The sequence below is a fragment of the Enterococcus sp. DIV0840 genome, assembly GCF_050527835.1.
Taxonomy (GTDB): Bacteria; Bacillota; Bacilli; order Lactobacillales; family Enterococcaceae; genus Enterococcus_L; species Enterococcus_L ureasiticus.
Window position 1 is genome coordinate 172,265 of the sequence record NZ_CP172876.1, and the last position, 24,328, is coordinate 196,592.

Annotated in this window: 25 protein-coding genes; 20 read left to right on the top strand and 5 right to left on the bottom strand. The window is 36.5% G+C overall.

Annotated features, from left to right (window positions below; translation table 11 throughout):
- Positions 1-227: 227 nt before the first annotated feature.
- The 4 genes from IGL98_RS00790 (at position 228) to IGL98_RS00805 (ending at position 3,399) form a co-directional block, all read left to right on the top strand.
- The gene (locus IGL98_RS00790; protein WP_206912405.1) at positions 228-1,922 is read left to right on the top strand and encodes a patatin-like phospholipase family protein; all 1,695 of its coding nucleotides are present in this window, start codon (positions 228-230) and stop codon (positions 1,920-1,922) included.
- Positions 1,922-2,140, top strand: coding sequence for a YdbC family protein (locus IGL98_RS00795; protein WP_206843969.1), 219 nt, complete (start codon positions 1,922-1,924; stop codon positions 2,138-2,140). The genes IGL98_RS00790 and IGL98_RS00795 overlap by 1 nt, the downstream gene beginning before the upstream one ends.
- Positions 2,141-2,156: 16 nt before the next feature.
- Positions 2,157-3,041, top strand: coding sequence for a YicC/YloC family endoribonuclease (locus IGL98_RS00800; RefSeq protein ID WP_206843972.1), 885 nt, complete (start codon positions 2,157-2,159; stop codon positions 3,039-3,041).
- A 70-nt stretch (positions 3,042-3,111) separates the two neighbouring features.
- The gene (locus IGL98_RS00805) at positions 3,112-3,399 is read left to right on the top strand and encodes a hypothetical protein (RefSeq protein WP_206843976.1); all 288 of its coding nucleotides are present in this window, start codon (positions 3,112-3,114) and stop codon (positions 3,397-3,399) included.
- Positions 3,400-3,496: 97 nt separating this feature from the next.
- Here the strand turns inward: IGL98_RS00805 and IGL98_RS00810 are convergent, their stop codons facing one another.
- On the bottom strand, positions 3,497-4,945 hold the full coding sequence (locus IGL98_RS00810; RefSeq protein WP_206843980.1) for a DUF1958 domain-containing protein: 1,449 nt from the start codon (positions 4,943-4,945) through the stop codon (positions 3,497-3,499).
- Between the two features lie 271 nt (positions 4,946-5,216).
- On the opposite strand from IGL98_RS00810, the gene gmk reads away from it, so the two are divergent.
- Positions 5,217-5,831 (top strand): guanylate kinase, encoded by a 615-nt coding sequence (gene gmk, locus IGL98_RS00815; protein ID WP_069646924.1) that lies wholly within the window; start codon positions 5,217-5,219, stop codon positions 5,829-5,831.
- 4 nt (positions 5,832-5,835) lie between these two features.
- On the top strand, positions 5,836-6,141 hold the full coding sequence (gene rpoZ, locus IGL98_RS00820) for a DNA-directed RNA polymerase subunit omega (RefSeq protein WP_010766464.1): 306 nt from the start codon (positions 5,836-5,838) through the stop codon (positions 6,139-6,141).
- Between the two features lie 63 nt (positions 6,142-6,204).
- On the opposite strand, the gene IGL98_RS00825 is transcribed toward rpoZ, so the two are convergent.
- Positions 6,205-7,164 (bottom strand): IS30 family transposase, encoded by a 960-nt coding sequence (locus IGL98_RS00825; protein ID WP_206912045.1) that lies wholly within the window; start codon positions 7,162-7,164, stop codon positions 6,205-6,207.
- A gap of 374 nt (positions 7,165-7,538) precedes the next feature.
- On the opposite strand from IGL98_RS00825, the gene priA reads away from it, so the two are divergent.
- From priA to IGL98_RS00870, 9 genes are all read left to right on the top strand, one after another.
- Entirely contained in the window at positions 7,539-9,971 is a 2,433-nt protein-coding gene (priA, locus tag IGL98_RS00830) for a primosomal protein N' (protein ID WP_206911885.1), read from the top strand.
- 32 nt (positions 9,972-10,003) lie between these two features.
- Positions 10,004-10,498 (top strand): peptide deformylase, encoded by a 495-nt coding sequence (def, locus tag IGL98_RS00835; protein ID WP_069646922.1) that lies wholly within the window; start codon positions 10,004-10,006, stop codon positions 10,496-10,498.
- Positions 10,491-11,432: a methionyl-tRNA formyltransferase gene (gene fmt / locus IGL98_RS00840; protein WP_206911884.1), complete on the top strand. Its 942-nt coding sequence runs from the start codon at positions 10,491-10,493 to the stop codon at positions 11,430-11,432. Before def ends, fmt begins: the two co-directional genes overlap by 8 nt.
- 5 nt (positions 11,433-11,437) lie before the next feature.
- Positions 11,438-12,802 carry a 16S rRNA (cytosine(967)-C(5))-methyltransferase RsmB gene (gene rsmB, locus IGL98_RS00845; protein WP_206911883.1) on the top strand — a complete coding sequence of 455 codons (1,365 nt, stop codon included), beginning with the start codon at positions 11,438-11,440 and terminating at the stop codon, positions 12,800-12,802.
- Positions 12,803-12,817: 15 nt separating this feature from the next.
- Positions 12,818-13,567: a Stp1/IreP family PP2C-type Ser/Thr phosphatase gene (locus tag IGL98_RS00850; RefSeq protein WP_206843990.1), complete on the top strand. Its 750-nt coding sequence runs from the start codon at positions 12,818-12,820 to the stop codon at positions 13,565-13,567.
- Positions 13,564-15,753, top strand: a complete 2,190-nt coding sequence (gene pknB, locus IGL98_RS00855; RefSeq protein WP_206911882.1) for a Stk1 family PASTA domain-containing Ser/Thr kinase — start codon at positions 13,564-13,566, stop codon at positions 15,751-15,753. The genes IGL98_RS00850 and pknB overlap by 4 nt, the downstream gene beginning before the upstream one ends.
- Before the next feature lie 133 nt (positions 15,754-15,886).
- A complete protein-coding gene (rsgA, locus tag IGL98_RS00860) occupies positions 15,887-16,786 on the top strand; it encodes a ribosome small subunit-dependent GTPase A (RefSeq protein WP_206843993.1) in 900 nt (299 codons plus the stop codon).
- A gap of 38 nt (positions 16,787-16,824) precedes the next feature.
- Positions 16,825-17,475: a ribulose-phosphate 3-epimerase gene (rpe, locus tag IGL98_RS00865; protein ID WP_206911881.1), complete on the top strand. Its 651-nt coding sequence runs from the start codon at positions 16,825-16,827 to the stop codon at positions 17,473-17,475.
- Positions 17,475-18,119 carry a thiamine diphosphokinase gene (locus IGL98_RS00870; RefSeq protein ID WP_206911880.1) on the top strand — a complete coding sequence of 215 codons (645 nt, stop codon included), beginning with the start codon at positions 17,475-17,477 and terminating at the stop codon, positions 18,117-18,119. The genes rpe and IGL98_RS00870 overlap by 1 nt, the downstream gene beginning before the upstream one ends.
- A 44-nt stretch (positions 18,120-18,163) precedes the next feature.
- Here the strand turns inward: IGL98_RS00870 and rpmB are convergent, their stop codons facing one another.
- From rpmB to IGL98_RS00885, 3 genes are all read right to left on the bottom strand, one after another.
- Positions 18,164-18,352 (bottom strand): 50S ribosomal protein L28, encoded by a 189-nt coding sequence (rpmB, locus tag IGL98_RS00875; RefSeq protein WP_010761898.1) that lies wholly within the window; start codon positions 18,350-18,352, stop codon positions 18,164-18,166.
- A 363-nt stretch (positions 18,353-18,715) separates the two neighbouring features.
- Positions 18,716-18,838 (bottom strand): hypothetical protein, encoded by a 123-nt coding sequence (locus tag IGL98_RS00880; RefSeq protein ID WP_277989051.1) that lies wholly within the window; start codon positions 18,836-18,838, stop codon positions 18,716-18,718.
- Between the two features lie 20 nt (positions 18,839-18,858).
- Entirely contained in the window at positions 18,859-18,990 is a 132-nt protein-coding gene (locus IGL98_RS00885) for a hypothetical protein (RefSeq protein WP_277989050.1), read from the bottom strand.
- Positions 18,991-19,482: 492 nt separating this feature from the next.
- Here IGL98_RS00885 and IGL98_RS00890 point away from each other — a divergent pair, with 492 nt between their 5' ends.
- From IGL98_RS00890 to IGL98_RS00910, 5 genes are read left to right on the top strand one after another with little or no spacing between them, the layout of a single operon-like run.
- On the top strand, positions 19,483-20,694 hold the full coding sequence (locus tag IGL98_RS00890) for a hypothetical protein (protein WP_242590146.1): 1,212 nt from the start codon (positions 19,483-19,485) through the stop codon (positions 20,692-20,694).
- On the top strand, positions 20,687-21,436 hold the full coding sequence (locus IGL98_RS00895) for a methyltransferase domain-containing protein (protein ID WP_206911878.1): 750 nt from the start codon (positions 20,687-20,689) through the stop codon (positions 21,434-21,436). Before IGL98_RS00890 ends, IGL98_RS00895 begins: the two co-directional genes overlap by 8 nt.
- A complete protein-coding gene (locus tag IGL98_RS00900) occupies positions 21,426-22,661 on the top strand; it encodes an aminotransferase class III-fold pyridoxal phosphate-dependent enzyme (RefSeq protein ID WP_206911877.1) in 1,236 nt (411 codons plus the stop codon). The genes IGL98_RS00895 and IGL98_RS00900 overlap by 11 nt, the downstream gene beginning before the upstream one ends.
- A complete protein-coding gene (locus tag IGL98_RS00905) occupies positions 22,654-23,577 on the top strand; it encodes a hypothetical protein (protein WP_206911876.1) in 924 nt (307 codons plus the stop codon). Before IGL98_RS00900 ends, IGL98_RS00905 begins: the two co-directional genes overlap by 8 nt.
- Before the next feature lie 28 nt (positions 23,578-23,605).
- Positions 23,606-24,319, top strand: coding sequence for an SDR family oxidoreductase (locus tag IGL98_RS00910; RefSeq protein WP_206911875.1), 714 nt, complete (start codon positions 23,606-23,608; stop codon positions 24,317-24,319).
- Positions 24,320-24,328: the final 9 nt, after the last annotated feature.

Below are 24,328 nucleotides of genomic sequence, written 5' to 3' on the forward strand. Positions count from 1 at the left end.
ATTTAATTAACTAAGTGGGTCAAGTGATTCGAAATTTTGACTGACGAAATAAAAACACCATCTTCTATTAAACTATCGTTTTTTAGCAAAGTCAATGTTAAAGCAAAAGTGTAACGCTTCTATTCTACGTGAAAAACAAATAAAATTGTTTCTTTTTCATACACTTTAAATAAAAAGTAATTTGTTAGTAGTTTTGGTATACTTAAAAAGACGGAGGTGGATTTGAAATGAAGATTGAACAGATGGTTGCTTCACAATTGGACTACTTTTCTGAACAGATTTCTAAAAGCATATTATTACTGCCTTTTTATAGTACTCATACTTTGGCTAGACAAGTATTTAATAAAAAAACACGAGAAAATTCAGGAACTGCGTATGTTATCTATAGAGGAAAGACTCCGTATATGTTTTTGACCGTTGAAGAAGGAGTCGTCACCAATGTTTTGATACGAGAATCATTAAAAATTAGCTGGAAAGCAATATTTCTAATGATTGAGAAACTTTTTAAACAATCGTTTCAACCAACGATCACATTTGATTTTTCTCAATCGCTGACCTTACATTTACAAGAAGTTTTCTTGAAACAAGGATATACGGTTGATGAAGGGCGAATAAGTACTAAAGATTTAAGCTATAATACCGCGTTAGTATTAGGTGGTGGCGGAGCCCGTGGTGCTTATCAAATCGGTGTTTGGCAAGCGTTGGAGGAATTAGGTATCTCATTGAAGATCATTACAGGCACATCGGTAGGTGCGTTGAATGGTGCATTGATTTTACAAGATGATTTTGAAGCTGCTAAAAATATGTGGGAAAAAATCGATACTCAAAAAATTTTATCATTTCCAGTAACAGCAGCATCAGCTGATACATTAAGCGGTATGGTCAGCCAAATCGGCTCATTTACTGTAAATGCGATCCAATCAAACGGCGTTTCAACAGTACCAAAACGTAATTTGATCAACGATACTTTTTCACAGGAAAAAATGCGACAGGTGACATCAGATTTTTATTTAGTAACGACTGAATTGCCTAGCTTACAAGAAAAAGATATACACTTCAATACATGTCAAAGTGATCGATGGCAGAGTTGGCTGTTGGCTTCTGCTTCTTTTTTTCCAGCTATGGCAGCCACTCAGATCGATGGGAAATATTATGTAGATGGCGGTTATCGGAATAATATTCCAATCGATATTGCGCTAGAAAATGGGGCGACAGAATGTATTGTGGTCGATGTTAAAGGTCCTGGAATTACAAAGCCAATCAAAATACCAGCAACGGCAACTATGCTGAACTTGCAGACATCGTGGTCTATGGGAGCGGTTCTTTTATTTGATGGGGCTCGTTCGGCCCAAAATATCAAGCTAGGTTATTTAGAAACTATGAAAGTTATTGGGCGGAAATATTTAGGTCATTGGTATACGTTTGATGAGACGCTGAAAAATATTGAGAAATTCCAACAAGACTTTTTTGTCTACATTAAAAACGTCTATCAAATAAATTTATGTGATTCTACTGAACAACAAAATAAAATCTGTAAGAAATTGCGTAAAGTTTATAAAGACAGGGTGTATACTGAAAATATCGGTTTGGTTTTAGTCGAATTATTAGCAAAGAGTCAAGAAATTTCTGCTTCTAAGCTATATAAGATCGAAGAATTAGTCGGAATTTTGCAGAAAAGTGGACAGATGAAGGTTGATTTGGTGGAGACAATAGGAATGATTTCTATCCAAGAATGGTTGAAAAAATACTATGAAGATTACTTTTTACTTTCTGACAAACAACAGCTATCATTAATGAATAATTTACTGGATGCAGATGAGAAGGAAAAACCACAACGCTTGGCTTTTTTACTAGATAAATTACCAACGCAAACGTTACAAATTTTAATGAAAGAATTTATATTACAAGGAGTGGATGAATAATGAAACAAGAATTTTCATATGAAATCGTAGAAGAAATCGCAATATTATCAGAAAATACCCAAGGTTGGCGCAAGGAATTCAATTTGGTCAGTTGGAATGGTCGTCCGCCAAAATTTGATTTAAGAGATTGGTCTTCAGACCATGAAAAAATGGGTAAAGGAATCACGTTAACGAATGAAGAATTTGAGATCTTATCTAAAGCAATAAAATCTATGTAGAAAGGACACCCTGTCGATGAAAAGCATGACTGGTTTTGGAAAAGAAACATTTTTAAATGACACATATCAAATCGATGTTGAAATCAAGAGTGTCAATCAACGTTTTCTAGATATTCAATTACGAATGCCCAAAGAGGTCAATCCTCATGAGATGGCTATTCGCCAATTAATGAAAGAGACGTTGCAACGTGGGCGGATCGAAGCCTACATTAACATCAAGCAGACGGGTAGTGGTAATAAAGAAGTATTAGTTCATTGGAATCTCATCCATCAATTGTTAGGAGAAGTCCAACAAGAATTAGCCGCTAATTATCCCAAAGCTGAATTTGATCCTGCGCAAAATATCAACCAACTGTTGAACAATTCTGATTATGTTGAGGTGACAGAAAAGCAGGAAGCAGATGAAACATTTGGCGTGCTGATTCTAGATTGTGTGAAAAAAGCAGTCGAACGAATCGATGCCAGCCGCTTACAGGAAGGTCAAAAAATTCAGCAAGTACTGTCCGCTTATTGCCAAGATTTCATTGCTTTGGTGAGTGAGTTGGAAGGCTTTGTGGTTATCTTTGAAAAGGATTATCGTGAAAAATTTGAAACGAAATTGAATGATTGGCTTGGTAGTCAAGTTGATGAAGCACGCTTGTTGACGGAACTTGCGATTTTACTTGAAAAAGGGGATATACATGAAGAGTTAGATCGTTTAGCAATTCATGTGGATAAGCTGAAGGAATTATTGATACAGCCAGAACCTGTTGGCCGAGAATTAGATTTTCTGATTCAGGAGATGAATCGTGAAGTCAATACGATCGGGTCTAAATCTAGTCCAATCGAGATCAAAAACATCGTAGTTCAGATGAAAACGATGCTTGAAAAAATTCGTGAACAGATCCAAAATGTCGAATAATAGAAAATAGTTTGTGATTCTGTTTTTTAAAGCTATAATTAAAGAGAAGAAAGCAAAGAGGTGAATAAGTATGTCAAAGTATTATGATGTAACGTTCCATGAATTAAGCGGGAAATCTGTGGTAAAAAGAGAAATCATTTCGGATAAAGAACCATTTGATGTTTGGGAAGATGCTTGTGTGTCATTTACAGAGGATGTTTTTAATATTCGTGTGAATGAAGATGCCTTTGTGTCATTGAACCGTCATTTCGTTGTCCGTGTGGATGTTGAAGAAGTGGATGGACCTGTGGATAAAAAAATCAAACGCCATGATGAAATTATGGGTGTTGTGAATACTTTATCGAATATGGGATTTTAAGAGAATCAATAATTTAAAGAGGATGAGACAAAAGCGTTTATTAAGTTTAGAGGATGAGTCAAAACTAAAAATAGTTTTGACTCATCCTCTTTGTTTTTTATAAAAAGATAAAGATACCAACTGCTGAAAGAATGAAAATAATTCCTAAAGCAAATAACAAGCGAGTCATGGGTGTTGCTGTTTTTCGGCTACCTCGTCTGACACCAGCGATCCGTTTCCTAAATACTTTTGAAAGAATCAGTAGCAACAAACCTGAGACAGCTAGGATGCCGGTGACCAGATAATTATGTCCTTCTTTTTTTGTAGATGAAGACGGAACAGGCTTCTTTTTCTCTGTTTTGGTAGACGGATCATCCGTTGCTTTTGAGTTGGTTTCTTGGTACCGAACACTTTGAACAGGGATTTTTGGAGAAACTTGACCGTATTCATTCTTTAAAGACAATTTCCCATCTGCTAACGTGAAACTAGGTTCAGTATCCTTTTTAGCAAATCCGTAAAAATCTTGTTCTAGGGTAATTTCTTTTCCATTGATCTTATTTGATCCTTTAGAAAGTAGTTTTTTATATTCATAAGTAGAAAAAGCATGATCTAAAATCGCATTTCCAGCAAGATGACGCTCATATTCGCCCTCTTGATCTGACCAATCACCTACGCCTAGAACAACTTCAATTAATCGGGTATCGCCTTTTTTAGCTGTTGCGATATAGTTAAAACCGCCAGTTGGACTTGAGCCAGTTTTTAATCCATCGACTCCCTCATAACCGTATTTTGCGCCAGGTAATGAGTAATTATAAGTTTCAAAGGTTTCAGCATAAGGTGTATTTTCCATAGTCGTAACAACGGGCTTGTTGGTGAATTGTAAAACATCAGGGTATTTTTTGATTAAATTATACGTTAAAATAGCCAAGTCTCTAGCAGTTGATTTATTATCGCCCTCTGGATCGATGCCTGGCGCTTGATATAATCCTCCAAAGGCACTGATTTGGGCGCCGCTACAGTTAAAGTAGGTTGTATTTTTCATGCCTAATTCTGCTGCTTTTTCGTTCATTTTGCGAATGAAACCAGCTTCATCATTATCAGAAACTAGATTTGCTAGCATCAGTGTGGCAACGTTTGAGGAGGGAACGGCTACCATTGAGAACAAGTCTCGAACAGGATAATCTACGCCTAAGGCAATTTTATTATTGCTTAATGCGTAAATCTGAGAGATATTTACATATTTTTCAGTTGCAGTGACAGTCGTGTCTAAATTGAATTTACCTTGCTCCATCGCTTCTAAGGCTAAATACATAGTCATGACTTTAGCGATACTTGCTGGACTCCAAGATAGATCAGGCTGTTCTTCCCACAAAATCTGACCAGAATCAGCATCGATCACAATCGAGGCTTTTGGCCGATAGCCGTCTTTTATAGGGTATCCTGATTTTTTTGCAAATTCCATTAGGTCTTCTTCTGCATAACTTGTTTGCGCAAAACCTCCAAGTAAAATACAAGCAGCAAGTAAGAAGGCCGTTGTGGCTTTCCAAAATCTTTTTTTAATGAACATAAATTTAAATCCCTTCGTTTTTTATACATCAATTTCTGTGAGTTGGTCAGTTGCCAGAGTATAAAAGTGCGTAATAACTTCATTCTACTTGAAAAGTAGATAAAGTGTATACTTTTTTTGCAAATATTTTTGTAATAGAGGTGACAATTTTGATAGATAGAAGAGTATATTCCTTTTTTGAAAATATTAAGCAATAAAGCCTTGAAAATTACTGAAAAAAAGTGCATTATAGAAGTAATACTTAAAAGACATATTTTGAAAGGAAGTCGTCATGTCAGAGCGTGGATTATTAATTGTACTATCGGGTCCTTCTGGAGTTGGTAAAGGAACAGTACGAAAAGCAATTTTTGATAGTGAAGAGAATGATTTTCAGTACTCAATTTCTATGACTACCCGTAAAATGCGGGAAGGAGAAGTAGAAGGAGTAGATTACTACTTCCGTACAAAAGAAGAATTTGAAGCAATGATCGAAGCTGGTGAAATGTTGGAATATGCGCAGTACGTAGGGAATTATTACGGAACGCCTCTTTCTTATGTTAACCAAACGCTTGATAAGGGAAAAGATGTCTTTTTAGAAATCGAAGTCCAAGGTGCCGAACAAGTGAAAGAAAAAGTGCCGGACGGTGTATTTATTTTTCTAACGCCGCCAGATTTATCAGAGCTAAAATCACGAATCGTTGGTCGTGGTACCGATGATCATGATGTGATTGAAGAAAGAATGCGTGTGGCTCGCGAAGAAATCGAAATGATGGCATTATATGATTATGCTGTTGTGAACGATAAAGTGCCATTGGCAGTGAAACGAATCAAAGAAATTATCGCGAGTGAACATTTTCGCGTTGATCGAGTAATTGGTAAATATATTAAAATGTTGAAGGAGATGTAGCCTTATGATGCTAAAACCATCTATTGACTCATTATTAAAAGAAGTACCATCAAAATATTCACTTGTGATTCTAGCAAGTAAACGTGCGCATGAATTAGACGAAGGTGCACAACCAACACTAGAAAGTTTTGAATCTGTAAAAAGCGTAGGCCAAGCATTAGAAGAAATCGACGCTGCAACAGTGATCAACGATCCTCGCCCAGAAGAAAAACGCGAAAGAATGCGTATGGCAAAAGAAGAACAAAAAATGAGACATGAACAAGAACAAAAAGAACTTGAAAATCGCATCCGCGAAGAAAAAAGTCTATAACATATAAAAACTGGGATGAAACTATGAAGAGTTTTCATCTCAGTTTTTATATGTTTTGATTTGTCAAATTAAGCTAGACAATTGTCTTTCATTTATGTAACTCAAAAATACTTCTAATGGTGTTCGATAATTTAAAGATTTCCTTGGTATGTGATTTCTTTTAGAGGCGACAGCCGCAACAAAAGCTTGGTCAACTTGATTAAAATCCATTGTTTTAGGCAGCCCATCTTTACGTAATAACCCATTCGAATGCTCATTTAATCCGCGTTGTGAGGGGGTTCCAGGGTCTGCAAAATAGATAGAAATATCATTGACATTACTCATGTTTTTCCAATTTGAAAATTCTTTTCCACAATCAAAGGTCACGGATTTGAACAAATTTCTGGGAATCTTTTGTAGCCAATCAGTTGTCGCTTTTTCAATATCCAATGCTTTCCGACCATTTGGTTTTAATGTAATAATCACTTTTGAAAGGCGTTCAACTAGAGTGATGATGGCACTTTTATGATAAACGCCAACAATTGTGTCCCCTTCTAAATGCCCAAATTCCTGTTGGAAATCAGGGTAGTCAGTGGATCGTTCTGAAATATTGCGTTTAAATGCTTGCTTTCCGCGACGTTCTTTATGCCCGTTGGGCTTTCGTTTCCCTTTCATTGGTAGTTTTGAGCAATCAAATTGATTTGCTTTAAACTGACGATAAAGTGTTCTAACAGAGCATGAAATAGGAAACTCAGCTCGACCAATAATCACATCAGGTGTCCACCCTTGAGCCACCATAGTTTGAAGGTAATCATGCTGTTCTGTAGGCAAACTAATGGGTTGTCGACCACAACGCGTTTTATTTTCTTTATATTGTTGGTAATAGTCACAGATAGATTTTCCTTGTTTTAGGAAGTTGTAAACATTGTAGATTGTCTGTCTAGAACGATTTAAAGTCTTAGAAACCATCGTAACAGGTTGGCTCATATTGAAATAAGCTTCTATCATCACGAGTTCATTTGATGTAAGATGAGTATAGGTCATTTGTCTTCACTCCTTATAATTCTTTGGTCGGAACTATTTTGAGTGTAGCACAAATGACTTATTTAGTTGTCTAGCTTAATTTTACTATCGGCGTGTTTAGAAAATAAACAACGAACGGCTGCTTTAATTTTTGGTAATAGAAATCAGAGGAACAAGACAAATGCTTGATTCTTTAGTACAATAGGCAAAGAAAAGCTGAACGAACCCGTTTAGCTCTGACAGAAAAATAGGGAAAGAAGATTGTACCGTAATTTGGTACTAGCAACTTTCATCTTTTTTCCGAAGAGCTGGTTCGAGAAGCTAGATCAAAGAAAAGCTGAACGAATCGTTTGGCACTAATGAAAAATCAATCATTATAGAATGGAGGAATGTTTATGAGAAAAGCGGCACAAGTCATTGTTGATGTCCCAACGATGCAGACAGATCAACCGTTTACTTATTTGATTCCTTTTAATTTAGAACAACAATTAACAGTCGGTATGCGGGTTGAAGTTCCTTTCGGCAATGGAAATCGGCATCTGCAAGGATTTGTTTTAGCAGTAGATGAAGTAACGGAAGACGTGATAGCAGCGCAACAGTTTGAATGGAAGGAAATTCTTTCAGTTCTAGACTTAAAACCAGTACTCAATACTGAACTATTGGAGCTGGCTGACTATATGAAGGAAAAAACATTTGCCTTTAAAATTACTTGTTTACAAACCATGCTGCCAAGTGTGATGCGTGCAGATTATAGCAAATACATATATTTAACAGATGAATTAGATGAAGAGTTGCAAGATGAGTTATTTTACGGATTGGAAGAAATCGCTTGGGAAGACGCTTTGGCTCGTAATATTTTACCGCAGTTGATGCAGCTTAGAAAACAGCAAAAAGTCGACATCCGTTACGAAGTGAATACGCGAAATCGAGTGAAAACAATCCGTTATATCCAAGCGTTGAAAGACTTTGAACAATTGGAAGAAGCACGAACAGAGCTTAGAAAAGGCTCACAAAAAAAAGAGCAGTTGATCAATTATTTACAGCAACTAGGGTTAGAAAAAATGACTACGGTCAAAGAGATGAAAGAACTAGGATTTAGTACAGCTGTTTTAAATGACGGAGCCAATAGACAATGGCTGACTTTTATCGAAGCGGAAGCCTATCGTGATCCATTTGCTGATCATACGTTTGAAAAAACCACAGCACTTGCTTTGAATGATGAACAGCAAATCGCAGTAGATAAAATTCTAAACTCAGTAAACCAAGCTACAAGCGAAACTTATTTGTTAGAAGGCATTACCGGCAGTGGGAAAACTGAAGTATATCTGCAAGTGATCGCAGAAGTGTTGAATCAAGAGAAAACAGCTATGATGCTCGTACCGGAAATCTCATTGACACCGCAAATGGTTCATCGTTTTAAGAGCCGATTTGGGGAACAGGTGGCCGTAATGCACAGCGCATTGTCTCAAGGTGAGAAGTACGATGAGTGGCGTAAAATCGAACGTGGTGAAGCACAAGTCGTGGTTGGAGTACGTTCTGCTATCTTTGCTCCTTTGGAAAATCTCGGTGTCGTGATTATCGATGAGGAACACGAAGCAAGTTATAAGCAAGAAGAAACACCACGCTATCATGCACGGGATCTAGCTATTTGGCGGGGATCCTATCATCATTGTCCAGTAGTTTTAGGAAGTGCGACGCCTTCATTGGAAACACGAGCACGAGCGCAAAAAAATGTTTACGAACGATTAGTATTATCGAAAAGAGCCAATCAGACGGCGACATTACCAACAATTGATGTAGTAGATATGCGTGAAGAAATTCAAAATAAAAATACCTCTTCTTTTTCGTTAGCACTTCAAGAAAAAATCCAAGATCGTTTGGCTAAAAAGGAACAAAGTGTTCTTTTATTAAACCGTCGAGGCTATTCTTCTTTTGTGATGTGCCGGGATTGTGGCTATGTTTTACCTTGTCCCAACTGCGATATTTCGTTAACATTACATATGGATACGAAAACGATGAAATGCCATTATTGTGGTCATGAAGAACGAATCCCGTATCATTGTCCCAACTGCGGCGGGGATAAGATCCGTTATTATGGAACTGGAACTCAAAAAGTGGAAGAAGAACTAAAAGCTCTTTTCCCTGAAAGTCGTGTTTTACGGATGGATGTGGATACAACGAGACGAAAAGGTGCCCACGAGAAGATTCTGACGGCATTTGGCAATCATGAAGCGGATATTTTGTTAGGGACACAAATGATTGCTAAGGGACTAGATTTTCCTAATGTGACATTAGTCGGAGTATTAAACGCTGATACTGCACTGAATCTACCTGATTTTCGTTCCAGTGAGCGGACATTTCAATTATTGACTCAAGTCAGTGGACGGGCAGGACGCGCAGAAAAGCCTGGAGAAGTAATCATTCAATCTTTTAATCCTGAACATTACGCGATCCAATTAGCCAAAGCACAAGATTATGAAGACTTTTATCAAAAAGAGATGTACGTCCGGCATCGTGGAGATTATCCGCCGTTTTACTTTACAGTACAAATCACAGCCAGCCACCCAGAAGAAAATCAAGCAGCTAAGCAGATGTTTGAAATAGTCAAAGAGCTAAAAGAAGGATTATCTGACCAGAGTATTTTACTTGGCCCAACACCAAATGCAATTATGCGGGTCAACAATCGTTACTTTTATCAAGTAATCATTAAATATAAAAACGAACCAAATTTACAAACTATCTTAAAAAAAATACTGACTGACACCCAAAGAGCAACAGCACATGGTTTGAAATTGTCGATCGATGCTGAGCCGATGAATTTTATATGATCTGTTCACCCTTATAAAAGAAAGGAAATTCTATGCGCTATCCTATAGTAATACACCCTAATGAACGTCTGAAACAAAAAGCAAAACCAGTAACAATGATCACCGATGAAACAATTACTCTTTTGGAAGATATGTATGAAACGATGATCGCTCATGACGGTATCGGTTTGGCTGCACCTCAAATCGGTAAAAATTTTCAGCTTGCAGTGATTGAAGTGGATGAAGAAACAGGTTTATTTGAATTGATCAATCCTGAAATCATCGAGCGTAAAGGGAGCGACATTGATGTGGAAGGCTGTTTAAGTATCCCAGAAACGTACGGCACAGTCGAACGGGCAGATGAAGTGACGGTTCGTTATTTTGATCGTGAAGGAGACGAAATCGAAGTAACAGCTTATGGTTATCTCGCCAGAGCTTTTCAACATGAAATCGATCATCTAAATGGCGAATTATTTATTGATAAAATCATCGACTCAATTAAACCAGAAGATTTAGATGCATATATGGAGGAACATTTAGATGACTAAACTAATTTTTATGGGAACACCGGCATTTTCAGTGCCTATTTTAGAAGGACTGATTGAAAATGGCTATGAAATCCTAGCCGTAGTCACTCAGCCAGATCGCCCAGTTGGACGAAAAAAAGTAATAACACCAACGCCTGTGAAAGAAGCTGCAGTAAAGCATGGTTTACTTGTTTTACAACCGGAAAAAATCTCTGGCTCACCTGAAATGGAAAAAATCATCGAACTTGCGCCTGATCTTATTGTGACAGCTGCTTTCGGTCAATTTTTACCAGAAAAGATTTTAAATGCACCTAAATTTGGCGCAGTTAATGTTCATGCATCGTTACTGCCGAAATATCGCGGTGGCGCCCCTGTTCATTACTCGATCATCGAAGGCGAAAAAGAAACGGGTGTTACAATCATGGAAATGGTGAAGAAAATGGATGCGGGTGATATTCTATCGCAAAAAGCAATCCCGATCACTAAAGCTGATGATGTAGGGACGATGTTTGACCGCCTAAGTGTCGTTGGAAAAGAGTTACTGCTTGATACTTTACCTAAATTATTAGCGAATGAAATCACGCCGATTCCACAAGATGAGAGTCAAGTAACCTTTTCTCCGAACATTACGAGAGAACAAGAACGTATCGATTGGAATAAAACAGCGGAACAAATCGACAATCAAGTCCGTGGTATGCGTCCATGGCCAACAGCGTTCACAACATACAATGAGGTCAATTGGAAATTATGGGAAGTCACGCCTTTAGAAGAAACAACAGAGGACGCTCCTGGAACAATTATCAAGCGCGGTAAAAAAGAGTTATGGATCGCTTGTGGAGAAGGAACGGTTCTTTCTATAAACACGATTCAGCCATCCGGTAAAGGAAAATTATTTATTCAAGATTTCTTAAATGGAGTCGGTAAAACAGTTGCAGAATCAGATAAGGTGGGCTAATCAATATGGGGAAAAAAATACCAGCAAGAGTAAAGAGTTCTGTTCGCTATGTGGCACTAAGAACCATTGAACGTGTGGACAATGGCGGCGCTTATTCAAATTTATTATTAAATGAAATGATCAATAAATCTGCTTTAGGAGAAAAAGACAGCCGTTTATTCACAGAACTTGTCTATGGTACGATCAGCCGTAAGTTGTTACTGGAGTATTATTTGACAACGTTTATTACAAATCCTAAAAAAGTAGACAGCTGGGTGAAAAACTTACTTAGCTTGTCGATTTACCAATTAGTGTTTTTAGATAAAATTCCGGATCATGCGATCATTAATGAAGCGGTAGAAATTGGAAAGCACAGAGGGAATGTGGGGATCGGTAAGTTTGTTAACGGCGTACTTCGTGCATTTCAGCGTGAAGGGGCACCAAGCTTAGAGGATATTAAAGATCCTGTTGAACGCCTTTCTGTAGAAATCAGTATGCCTAAGTGGTTGACAGAAAAGTTAATCAAACAAATGGGCATGGATGAAACAAGAAAATTAGGCTTATCTCTTTTTGAAAAAAGCCATGTTAGCGGGCGTGTCGATACACGAGAGATCAGTATTTCAGATGCACTGGAAGAATTACAAAAAGATCATATTGAAGCGTCTGCCAGTCAAGTTTCGCCTTATGGTGTAGTGGCAGATAAAGGCTTTTTGGCGGGTCATTATTTATTTGCAGCAGGTAAATTAACGATCCAAGATGAGAGCTCTATGTTAGTGGCACCAGCAATGCAAATCGAAAAAAATCACGTTGTTTTAGATGCCTGTGCTGCTCCAGGTGGGAAAACAACTCATATTGCAACTTTTCTTGATGCTGCACAAGGTGGTCGTGTTAAGTCTTTAGATATTCATGATCATAAAATAAAATTGATTAAACAAAATGCAGAACGTCTTCATGTGAAAGATGTTGTCGATACTGAAAAATTAGATGCACGTAAAGTAGGGGAAGAATTTCCTGCTGAATATTTTGATCGAATCTTAGTGGATGCACCTTGTTCAGGATTAGGTTTGATGCGTCGTAAACCGGATGTTAAATACAATAAATCAGCGCAAGATTTTGAGCAATTACCTAAAATTCAACTAGAAATTCTAGAAAGTGTTGCCCAAACATTGAAACAATGCGGTATAATGGTCTATAGCACATGTACGATTGCCGAAGAAGAGAATCAGGAAGTAGTTGCAGCATTTTTAGAGAAGCATCCAGAATTCAAAAAAATCGATGTGAGTGTCAGTGAGGCAGTTCAGCCTTCTGTGCAGGACCAAATGCTTACATTATACCCGCATCAATTAGGGACGGATGGATTTTTTATTTGCTGTATGCAGAAAGTTTGTTAAACGAGGTGAAGCATAGTGGAAATCAATTTTCAAACAGATGTCGGACGAAAACGGAATACCAACCAGGATTATGCTGGTCTATTTGAGAATCAGTCAGGAGTTTCTTTAGCCATTTTAGCGGATGGGATGGGCGGTCATCAGGCAGGAGATGTGGCAAGCCAGATGGCGGTCAATAATCTTGGTGAGCGCTGGCAAGAAAGTCATATCGATACATCAGAAAAGGCTGTACAATGGCTGATCAAAGAAATCCAAGATGAAAATACAATGATCTATGAAAAAGGCCAGTCTCGTCCTGAATATTTAGGGATGGGGACTACAATTGTTAGTGCGGTACTATTGGACCAATCATTCGTATTGGCCAATATTGGTGATAGCCGAGCTTATTTAGTCCGCAATAATCAATTACGCCAGCTGACAGAAGATCATTCTTTGGTCAATGAGTTAGTAAAATCTGGGGAAATCACGCGTGAAATGGCTGCAAACCATCCAAGAAAAAATGTTTTGACGCGCTCATTAGGGATGCCTAGAATGGTAGAAGTTGATGTAGCAAATCACCTTTGGGTACCAGACGATTATATTTTGCTATGCTCAGACGGGCTGACAAATATGGTTTCAGAAGAGGATATTTTGGCTATTTTACTTTCAGATACACCATTAAATGAAAAAGTTGAAACATTGATCACGACAGCAAATGAAGCGGGTGGCGCGGATAATATTACTGTTTTAGTGATTCATTTTGACGAACATGAGGAGGAAAACCAATGATCGAAATCGGCAGAAAATTGAATGGTCGATATCATATTATTGGCAATATCGGTAGCGGTGGTATGGCAAACGTCTTTTTGGCGCATGACTTGATTTTGGATCGTGATGTAGCTGTCAAAGTGCTTCGTTTTGACTTTCAAAACGATCAAGCAGCCATCCGTCGTTTTCAAAGAGAAGCTTTAGCCGCTACTGAATTGGTTCATCCAAATATCGTCAGTGTCTATGATGTAGGCGAAGAAGACGGCATGCAATACTTAGTCATGGAATATGTGAAAGGGATGGATCTAAAACGATTTATCCAGACACAGTATCCAATTCCGTATGCAAAAATTGTTGATATCATGGAACAAATTTTATCAGCAGTTTCGCTAGCACACGAACATAGAATCATTCATAGAGATTTAAAGCCGCAAAATATTTTGATGGATGAAAGCGGCGTTGTGAAAATCACCGATTTCGGGATCGCGATTGCCTTAACGGAAACATCGATTACGCAAACCAATACGATGCTAGGTTCTGTTCACTATCTATCTCCAGAACAAGCCCGTGGCAGCATGGCCACTAATCAATCAGATGTTTATGCAGTTGGGATCATTTTATATGAAATGCTGACAGGTAATGTACCATTTGACGGTGAATCTGCTGTTACAATTGCGTTGAAACATTTCCAAGAAGAGATGCCTTCAGTTAAAACATTTGATCCTAATATTCCTCAATCATTGGAAAATGTGGTCTTACATGCAACAGCGAAAGACCCAGCTGATCGCTATAAAACGGCTGAAGAAATGTCTCGTGATCTATATACTGTTTTGGCTGCGAATCGTTTAAATGAACCAAAATGGCAACCGACAGGCTTAATGGGTGAAACAAAAATTTTAACGCCGATTACAGACGAAATGGCGATGCCTTCTTCGTTTAATTCGATGGAAACACCCTCAGAAGACCGAAATGAACATGAAGAAATCGAGCAGCAAGAAGCAGCAGCAAAGAAGAAAAAAAAGAAAAAGAAACCATTGATCATTTTTATCATTTTGTTAGTGCTAGCTTTGCTCGTCGGTGGTGGACTCTATCTTGCAGGACAAGGCAGTAGTGAAGTCAAGATTCCTAATGTAGAAGATAAAACGGAAGCTGAAGCACGAAAAATACTGGAAGATGCTGGATTGAAAGTCAAAGATGAGACGAAAGAAATACCAGATGAGTCGATTGATGAAGGAAAAGTAGTTAAAACAGACCCAGCTATAGATTCTACAGTGAAAAAAAATCGTGAAGTCGAACTCTATATAAGTTCTGGAAACAAGAAAATCAAGCTTGATGATTATTCTGGAGAAGATTATAAAGATGCGATCGAAGCATTAGGCAAATTAGGTTTCAAAGAGAGTCAAATCAAAATCACGAAAGAAACAGACTCTAAAGTAGATGAAGATAAAGTCATTAGCCAAACACCTGAAAAAGGTACAGAAGTCGATCCTAAAACAGATGAGATTACTTTGGTTGTTAGTGAAGGACCAGATGATATCTATTTAGCTGATTACGCAAGTTTGGGCTACAGTTATAATAATGCGGTGACTGAGTTATTAAGTTATGGAATCAAAGAAAGTCAGATTACTCGCGTGGATAAACCAAGTGATACAGTAGCTAAAGATTTAGTAATTGCTCAAAATCCAGCTGCAGGTAATCCGTTTAATCCTAAAAAAGGTAAGATTACATTAACGGTAAGTTCTGGACCAGATAAAACGACGGCTAGTTCTGAATCAAATACAGTTGTTTTAGGTAGTTATGCAGAAAATTACACGTATCAAAATGCGGTAAATGCATTGACTAATTTAGGTATTAAAGAAAATCAAATATCGAGAGTGGATGAAGCTAGTGATTTGCCTAAAGATACTGTTATTTCACAGGATCCAGGAGCAGGAGCAACGTTTGATCTTAAAAATGGTAAAATTACGTTAAAAGTTAGCACAGGACCAAGTAATGTTAGTGTTCCTAATCTAATAGGACTTTCTTCAGCAGAGGCTAAGTCTCAATTAGAAGGCAGTGGCTTGAAGTATGCAGAAGGTTCTGGTGATGCTTCAAAAGGGAAAGTAGTGAGTACTTCACCAGGTGCTGGGGGAACTCTTGCTAAAGGAGAAACTGTCACCGTCAATTTCTCAAATGCAACGGACCCAACAAACGATGGAAATAATTAAATAAGTAAGTACCATAAAGTGATTAAGACGAACGCTGTCTTAGTCACTTTTTTATGTGAAAAAGCGATTTCTCTAGCCCTGCGTTTAGCTTTTCTTCAACCTATGGTAAAATGGAACCAATAGAAACGAGGAGGTGGCATTTCTGAAAGGTCAAATCAGAAAAGCGATAAGTGGCTTTTACTACATTTATGCAGATGGTGCAACATTTCAAACGAGAGCCCGCGGGAATTTTCGTAATCGAAACATCACTCCATTAGTTGGCGATGAAGTCATGTTTGAAAGTGATAATCCAACCGATGGCTATTTACTTGAAGTATTTCCTAGATATAATGAATTGGTTCGGCCACCAGTGGCTAATGTGGATATCGGAGTAATTGTTATGAGTATGGTGGAACCTAATTTTTCATACAATTTAATGGATCGATTTTTAGTCACATTAGAAGATAAAGGAATTTCTCCGATCATTTATTTGACGAAAGTCGATTTATTGACTGAGACAGAATCAGTCAGTGTGGCAGATGTTAAAAACGTATATGAGGAAATTGGTTATCCAGTAATTGCTGCAACCAAAGCCAATGACGAGGAAGCAGTTCGTAAACTAGAACAGTATTTTCCAGAGCGCTTAACTGTTTTTATGGGACAATCTGGTGCGGGAAAATCTACCTTATTAAATAAAATTTCACCTGATTTACAATTAGCAACGGATGAAATTTCTGAATCGTTAGGGCGAGGAAAACATACAACACGTCATGTAGAACTATTGCCATTATATGATGGTTTAGTCGCCGATACGCCAGGATTTAGTTCGATCGACTTTTTAGAGATGGAAGCAACAGAGCTGCCGAAACAATTTCCAGAATTTGTAGAAGCTTCATCTTTATGCAAATTTCGGGAGTGTATGCATCGAAAAGAACCAGTTTGTGAAGTGAAAAAACGTGTAGAAGCAGGAACGATTGCCCAAACACGTTATGATAATTATCTGCAATTTTTATTAGAAATAGAAGATCGTCGACCAATTTATAAGAAAAAATAGGAAATAAATAACCTATAAAAATTAAAGGAGTGACTGTAATGAAAATAGCGCCATCGATTTTAAGTGCCGATTTTGCCAATTTAGAAAGAGATATTCAATTAGTCGAAAAATTAGGAGCAGACTACATTCATGTAGATGTGATGGATGGTCAATTCGTTCCGAATATTACCTTAGGACCTAACGTGGTATCTGCGATTCGACCGGTGACAAAATTACCGTTGGACGTTCATTTGATGATTGTTCAGCCGGAAAACTACATTGAAGCATTTGCTAAAGCTGGAGCGGATATTATTACGGTTCATGCAGAGTCAACGACGCATATCCATCGCGCGGTTCAAATGATCAAAGCGTCAGGTGTTAAATCAGGTGTTGTGATCAATCCAGGGACTCCTTTATCTGCAATCGAATATGTATTGGATTTAGTGGATCAAGTGTTGATCATGACAGTGAATCCTGGATTTGGCGGTCAATCTTTCATTGAAAGTTCTTTGGACAAAATTGCTCAGTTAAAAGAGTGGAAAGAAACAAAGGGCTATACGTACGATATCGAAGTGGACGGTGGCATTGTTCCAGAAACAGCGAAACGCTGTAAAGAAGCGGGAGCAAATGTTTTTGTTGCAGGTTCTTATATCTATGATTCAGAAAGTCCTAAAGATCGTATTGATGCGTTGAGAGCTGTGCTAGATTAATGAAGATTCTTCTTGTGGCAGGCGGTTCGCCTAATGAGTGGCCGCAGTTTAAATCGCAGGATTTTGATTACATTGTGGGAATCGACCGAGGAAGTTTATATATTTTAGAAAATGGTTGGCCATTAGATTTAGCAGTGGGAGATTTTGACTCTTTAACAGATGATGAACAACAGACGGTTCAAAAACAAGCAAAAGAACTAATTCAGGCGCAAGCGGAAAAAGATGATACAGATACCCAACTAGCTTTGGCTCTGATTGTCGACCAGTCTCCTGATGCCGACATAACAATTATCGGGGCAACGGGGGGCCGTTTGGATCATTTCCTAGCTAATTTGTGGTTGCCGTTAGAACCACGTTTTCAAACGTTTGCCCATCAAATAAAACTAAAAGATCATCAAAATAGTATTGCTTACTACCTCCCAGGAGAATATGTGGTAAAAAAAGAAGCAAGGATGAACTATTTAGCGTACTGTTGTTTAACACCCGTTACAAACCTGACGTTAACCGAAAGTAAATATACGTTAGATCACGTGGATGTTGGGATTCCTACTTCTTATGCAAGCAATGAGTTTGTGGGAGAAACGGCTGGCTTTTCATTCGATACAGGAATGATCGCTGTGATCCAAAGTCGGGATGATAAATAAAAAAAGCTGAACGGCATGCCGTTCAGCTTTTTGATTACGTTCTATTAAACACGCTCGATTTTACCAGATTTCAAAGCACGAGTTGACACCCAAACTTTTTTAGGTTTACCGTCTATTAATACACGAACTTTTTGCAAGTTAGGTTTAACAGTACGTTTAGTAGCGTTCATTGCATGTGAGCGGTTATTGCCGCTGCTTGTCTTACGACCAGTAAAGTAACATACTTTTGCCATTTTTAGTTTCCTCCTTTGCTTTGATCTCGGAGCGATAATTTTCAGCTCATACTAATTTAATTTATCATAGAAAGCAGTTTTTTGCAAGGGGATTTTGGTTAGAGAGATTAAAAAGTTAGTTATCACTTGATTTTAGTGACAACTAACTTTTTTTTGCGCTAATTATTTTTGTTACGGACTAATGAAGTACAAAACTGATAAAAGTAACCACTGCAGATAACTGTAACAATAGCTGCTATAGCTTTTACAGACAATGGCTTAATCAAAATAGTTGCTGCTACAAGTAGGAAGATTAAGCCAAGTAGCACAGGTATATATTTTTGGTTCATGCAGAAACACCTACTTTCAATGTGTTTTATCTTGTTAAGTTACAATAATCATTCCTACGCCAACGGATGCGACAGCACCAGCAAGTGCACCAGCACCCATGCACCATCCACAATTTAAATTTTTCACTGTACATTCAGTCATTTTAATAGTTCTCATCTTGATTCCCTCCTCGTAAATTAAGTTAATACAGCTGCAAGTCTTGCGCCCGCTGCAATAACACCAGCACCAATTCCTACACCAGTCCAAAAATCAGTTCCATGTGAATTTAAAACTTTTTTGTCTACTTCTGTGAATTCAATTTTTTTCATTATATATTTCTCCTTCGATTCAATTTTTGTATTAATTAATAAAACCGCCAGATCCAGATAGGGAGCATGATTGGTAAAATCCACTTCATAATTGTCACCTCCTGATTTTTTCTATTTCTATTTGTTAAGTTAAAATAATTGCACCACCGACAGTTACGCCAATACCAATACCAACACCAACACCCTGCCAAAAACCATTTAGTACTTTACTGTTTGTTTCCTCAAATTTAATCTTGTTCATATTTCCTAACTCCTCTCTTTCTATTTTTTGTTTGTTGTTGTGCACACTTAAAGTATAGGCTAATTTATTCATTCACTTCTCTTTATTCCTCATATCTTAATTCTATAGCCTATTCGTTTTACTTAACGTTTGGGCATTCCTGAACGTAAAACAAGACAATAAAGCCAAGAATAAATGGATTTAAGAAAAGGTGCGCATCACCATGAATTCATACATATAATGAAAACAGATAAACAAAAGGAGTGATCGAAATGATCGGAATGACATTAGTGGAAGAAAGCAAACATGTATTAAGAAGTGTAAACGATGTGAAGCTCTCAGATATATTAAATGAGAACTGTTTACTAGAAGAGTTAAGTTTTGATACGTATGATTATGATACAAATAATTTTATTGATTTGATGGATTATACAGAATTTCAGGACTATACAGATTATGTTTTTGTTAGCTTATCAAAGTCTGTTCGTCTACCTAAGATTGTTGATTTTCTTAATAAATTTAGTCAATCAACAAGGTTTCATTTTGTTTCTATCAATGAAATATCAAATGAAACAATGGAACAATTTATTGATAGAGAAAAATTAGCTTCTAAAGAAAAAGTAGATGAGCCTTCAGAAGTTATCTTAAAAAATGGTTTAATGGCACTATTTACAGGAGTCTACCCTAGAATATTTAAAAAGAACCTAATTAAACATTTATATTTTGAACATGTGACAGACCTAGCTAATATACATCCGTCCATTTATCTGAATTGTGCAATCAATCATGGAGTATATATTGAAGAGTCTCAAAGTGTGTGGAATAAATTAGAGCAGAATATTCCTGGTATAGTTGTGTTTAAAGACTCTTTAAACACGTTTGTTAAAGATGAGGAATTGGAAGAGTTGTCGGAGGAAATGCTCAATCAACAATTCGAAATATTTAGTCAGACCGGGACAATTACTTGGCAAGAACGTAAAAATGGCATAATTGATTATTCTGATATGTTATCTCTTGGACTAGCACAAAGATTATTTATATTTGAAGATGGGATTTACTTAGATTATAGACGAACAAAAAAACTATTTAGTGAAGTAAGCCGTTCTTTTGCAGAAATAGAATTAGCTAAGAGCGGACTAAATCAAAAACAAGAAAAAAATGGCTTATATGAAGTGTTTCCGCTATTGATAAGTCTTGCACTTTCCTTAAAAGACGATGAATTATCTTTTATTACACCGTTCAATGACAATCAATTTGGAGCGATTTGTTTAGAGACATATCCAAGTGAGTGGATCGTTTTATCAACTAGAGAAGGTTACTTGGCTTTTCATATTCAAAGCAATCGGACATTTGAAGTAAACCAGTTGTTTGTAGATATATTTGAAGCACAGGTTAAGGGGTGTACAGAGTTAGTTAAAGATAGAGACAGTGAAATAACAGACGAAGTGATTGAAGAACAAAAGGAGTTGATGTTAAGTGTATGAAACTCTATTTTTTGGCACATTCAAATCAAAATTAAAGGAAGAAATAGAAATCACAAATAATATTTATCAAGAGCCGGTATTTGCCAGTTATTATGAGGCTATTGCTCAAGAAAATATGAACGGAGATTTAGACTATTACTTAACTAGTTTCGATGAAAATGACCGGATATTAGAAATCGGCACGGGAAATGGGCGAATCTTAAAACCATTACTAAAACAGGGCATTGAAATTTATGGTATTGAGCCTGAAGAAGAAATGCTGACTTTTTTAAATGAAGAAGAAAAAAGTTGTGTATTTGTCGGTGGAATTGAAGATATTCAGTATTTCGAACATTCCGAAAAGTATACTCACATCATTATTCCCGCTACATCGGTTTCTTTATTTGATGAACAATTTTTTTCGACCTTTTTAAAGAATGCAAAACAATTATTAACAAGTAAAGGTAAGATTCTCTTTGATTTTCTCAGTCCAGAGTGCATAGCGGAGTTGCATGAGAAGGTTTCTGTAGAAAAGATTAATGATCAATTATTTATGTCAGGAAACTTTGTAAAAGAAAAACAGTTTATCTATAACATTTATACAAAAACAACTGTTGGAGAAAGAAAACTAGGCTATTCAATTAAAAATATTTATTCAGTAGAACAAGTGAATCAGTTATGCGAAACATTTGGATATACAGCTCATGTTTTAAGATGTAATAAGGGCTATGTCATGATGGAGATGGTAAATAATGAAATATAATTATGTAGTTCCAATGGGGGATATTTCATCTGTAAATAATAATAAATTGGTACCGATAAGAGCAGAGGAGGAATACATCTTTGATCAAAATCAAAAACGATTTATTGATCTTAGAAGTGGATTATGGAATGTGAATTTGGGATATAGAAAAGAGCTGTACGAGGCTATTCAACAGCAAATGAATGAGCAATTATCAACGAATCTAACGTATTTAGATATTCACTCATTTCATCATCCGCTTTATCAAGAGTATGCGAAAAAACTATGTACATTTGTTGATGTTGACGGGAGTTATACTCAGCTTATTTATACAAATAGTGGATCTGAATGTACTGATTTAGCGCTGAAATTATCACGACAAATCAATAAGAAAAAAGTGAAAACTCTTGCTTTTTCGAAAGGATACCACGGTACTTTTTGGGGTGGTATGTCAGTGAGCGGCTTGGATCAAGAAGTAACTCAAGTCTATAATCCTAAATTAAGTAATATGGAATTTATTGAATTTCCAGAAAATAAATCAGAAGAAGAAGAACTATTAGCGTATATTGAGCGACATCATCATGAATATAGTGCAATGATTATTGAGCCTATTTTAGGATCAGCAGGGGTGAAAATCCCTTCTGTCACATTTATGAATAAACTAGGTGGATTATTGAAACAACATGATATTACGATTGTTTTTGATGAAGTAGCTACAGGCTTTTATCGAACAGGAAAACGTTTTTTCTTCCATTATCTAGATTTTAAACCGGATATGATCAATCTTAGCAAAGGAATCAACAATGGTGTTTTGCCTTTTGGAACGGTTTTATTATCTAACGAACTTACTAAAAAGTTGGAAAATGAAAACTTGGAACATTTTTCCACACAAAATGGGAATCTGCTTGGAATAATCAGTGCAAACGAAACCTTGAATTACTATCAAAAAAATGAAGTAGAAGTTTCAGAAAACATAAAAAAATTAAATGAAGCCATTCTTGGAGTGGGAAAAGGACAAGGGCTTGCGTGTAGAGGAGTGGGATGTATGTTCGCAATAACGATAAACAATCCTTTAGCACTACAACTAATTATTGATGCATTAGAACAGGCAGGAATTTTGTGTTATCAATACTTTAATTCATCTGAAGATAATGGGATTACCCTGATGCCATCGTATTATTCAGATTCTAGAAAAATAGCACAGGTAGTGAAGTTGATCGCTAAGGTGGTGAAATCATATGCTTGATGTACGACAATTGAAAGTGGAGCACCTTCTTTTTGAATATGTACAGCGTGATGAAGAAGTCTATATTTACAATACGAAAAATGAGCGGATGGTCAAAACAACTAATGAAATGATTGCTTATTTAGAAACCTATGAGCCTGATAATAATCACAATGATCCGGCAATCGATAAATTTATTTTTGGTTCGGGGAAGAGAAAGCTTTTGGAATTCAAATTAAAAGGTTTTAGTATTCCTAAACATTTTTTTTCAACATTTTTAAATTTTATGAGCTCTAGATATGCATTTATGCTGTGTAAACTTTTTACATTAATAGGTATGTTACTACTACCTATTTTTCTTCAAAAAGGATTCAATAGTTATGCAACGAGGGCGACTGAATTTAACTGGTTAATGTTGTTTGGCTTATATGCCAGCCAAATTGCGATTACTATGTTTCATGAATTAGGTCATTATTATTATTATCAAAAATACATTACTTCGAATAAATTTCGTTTTGGTTTCTTACTAAGATATTTTTTCTTATTTATGTTCTATACAAATGTTAACTTTATGGATCACCTTTCAAAGAGGAAACAATTAAAAATCATGATTGCAGGTGTTCAAACACAGTTGATCATTAGTGGAATACTATGCACTGTAATGCTATTTAAAACCTCAGATTTTTTTTTAATGTTATTTTTCTTAAATCTTTTGAATATTGTTATTAACCTAGTTCCATTTATAAAAACAGACGGTTACTGGATAATCAATTTATTGATTGAATCCGAAGATTATATGCTCGCTTTTAAAAAATGGATTAGAAGGAAAAATAAGTCAATAAAGGCTTCTGAATTACTACTAGCTATGTTTAACGTTGTTGCTATTACATACGTACTGATTAACGGATTAACACAGATTATACAAATTTTCTTTTGAGATGGATACAAGGAAGGGGAGGCTATGTATGAAAAATGTATTGATTGTTGGCTCTGCCGGTTACTTAGGACGATCGTATATTCAAATGAATAAAGAAAAATATCGATTTTGGGGTATTGATAAGGTAAAAGGTGACCATAATGAAGAAGCGGTATATAAGGAATTTTTAGCTGATGTTACAGACTTATGGAGTATAAAGCAAGTGAAAGAAGAGCTTGAAAAAGAGTCAGTTAAGATGGACGCTATCATTTTCTCGATAGGAATCAATCCTATTCAGAGTTTTTATAGTATTAGTGAAGAGACATGGGATAGAACATTTTCAGTAAATCTAAAGTCGGTTGTAGTTATGATCAAAGAACTTTATCCCATTTTTAAGGAGAAGGTTTCAATTGTACTTATTGGTTCGCAAAATGGCGTAGTGGGCCATGAGCAACGAATTGACTATGGACCATCAAAAGCAGCACTTATCCAATTAGCTAAAAATCTAACACTGGATTTTGAAGTGGATAATGAAAAGGATATTAAAGTTAATGTTGTTTCTCCATCTTATATTTTAAATCAAAGTAATGAGAAATTGTTGACGGACTCTTTCGAAGGAAAAAAACTATTGAAAAAAATACCTTTAAAAAAATTTGTGCAGTTGGAAGATGTAGTTGGAACCATCGATTTTCTATTATCAGACTATAGCAAAGCGATTCGAGGACAAAATATAATCGTGGACTATGGTTATACAATCGTTTAAATGAAAGGG

Bases quoted from the DNA above. Each gene is read 5' to 3' on its own strand.
- IGL98_RS00790 (WP_206912405.1), top strand. From the start codon at position 228: ATGAAGATTGAACAGATGGTTGCTTCACAATTGGACTACTTTTCTGAA.
- IGL98_RS00795 (WP_206843969.1), top strand. From the start codon at position 1,922: ATGAAACAAGAATTTTCATATGAAATCGTAGAAGAAATCGCAATATTA.
- IGL98_RS00800 (WP_206843972.1), top strand. From the start codon at position 2,157: ATGAAAAGCATGACTGGTTTTGGAAAAGAAACATTTTTAAATGACACA.
- IGL98_RS00805 (WP_206843976.1), top strand. From the start codon at position 3,112: ATGTCAAAGTATTATGATGTAACGTTCCATGAATTAAGCGGGAAATCT.
- IGL98_RS00810 (WP_206843980.1), bottom strand. From the start codon at position 4,945: ATGTTCATTAAAAAAAGATTTTGGAAAGCCACAACGGCCTTCTTACTT.
- gmk (WP_069646924.1), top strand. From the start codon at position 5,217: ATGTCAGAGCGTGGATTATTAATTGTACTATCGGGTCCTTCTGGAGTT.
- rpoZ (WP_010766464.1), top strand. From the start codon at position 5,836: ATGATGCTAAAACCATCTATTGACTCATTATTAAAAGAAGTACCATCA.
- IGL98_RS00825 (WP_206912045.1), bottom strand. From the start codon at position 7,164: ATGACCTATACTCATCTTACATCAAATGAACTCGTGATGATAGAAGCT.
- priA (WP_206911885.1), top strand. From the start codon at position 7,539: ATGAGAAAAGCGGCACAAGTCATTGTTGATGTCCCAACGATGCAGACA.
- def (WP_069646922.1), top strand. From the start codon at position 10,004: ATGCGCTATCCTATAGTAATACACCCTAATGAACGTCTGAAACAAAAA.
- fmt (WP_206911884.1), top strand. From the start codon at position 10,491: ATGACTAAACTAATTTTTATGGGAACACCGGCATTTTCAGTGCCTATT.
- rsmB (WP_206911883.1), top strand. From the start codon at position 11,438: ATGGGGAAAAAAATACCAGCAAGAGTAAAGAGTTCTGTTCGCTATGTG.
- pknB (WP_206911882.1), top strand. From the start codon at position 13,564: ATGATCGAAATCGGCAGAAAATTGAATGGTCGATATCATATTATTGGC.
- rpe (WP_206911881.1), top strand. From the start codon at position 16,825: ATGAAAATAGCGCCATCGATTTTAAGTGCCGATTTTGCCAATTTAGAA.
- IGL98_RS00870 (WP_206911880.1), top strand. From the start codon at position 17,475: ATGAAGATTCTTCTTGTGGCAGGCGGTTCGCCTAATGAGTGGCCGCAG.
- rpmB (WP_010761898.1), bottom strand. From the start codon at position 18,352: ATGGCAAAAGTATGTTACTTTACTGGTCGTAAGACAAGCAGCGGCAAT.
- IGL98_RS00880 (WP_277989051.1), bottom strand. From the start codon at position 18,838: ATGAGAACTATTAAAATGACTGAATGTACAGTGAAAAATTTAAATTGT.
- IGL98_RS00885 (WP_277989050.1), bottom strand. From the start codon at position 18,990: ATGAAAAAAATTGAATTCACAGAAGTAGACAAAAAAGTTTTAAATTCA.
- IGL98_RS00890 (WP_242590146.1), top strand. From the start codon at position 19,483: ATGATCGGAATGACATTAGTGGAAGAAAGCAAACATGTATTAAGAAGT.
- IGL98_RS00900 (WP_206911877.1), top strand. From the start codon at position 21,426: ATGAAATATAATTATGTAGTTCCAATGGGGGATATTTCATCTGTAAAT.
- IGL98_RS00905 (WP_206911876.1), top strand. From the start codon at position 22,654: ATGCTTGATGTACGACAATTGAAAGTGGAGCACCTTCTTTTTGAATAT.
- IGL98_RS00910 (WP_206911875.1), top strand. From the start codon at position 23,606: ATGAAAAATGTATTGATTGTTGGCTCTGCCGGTTACTTAGGACGATCG.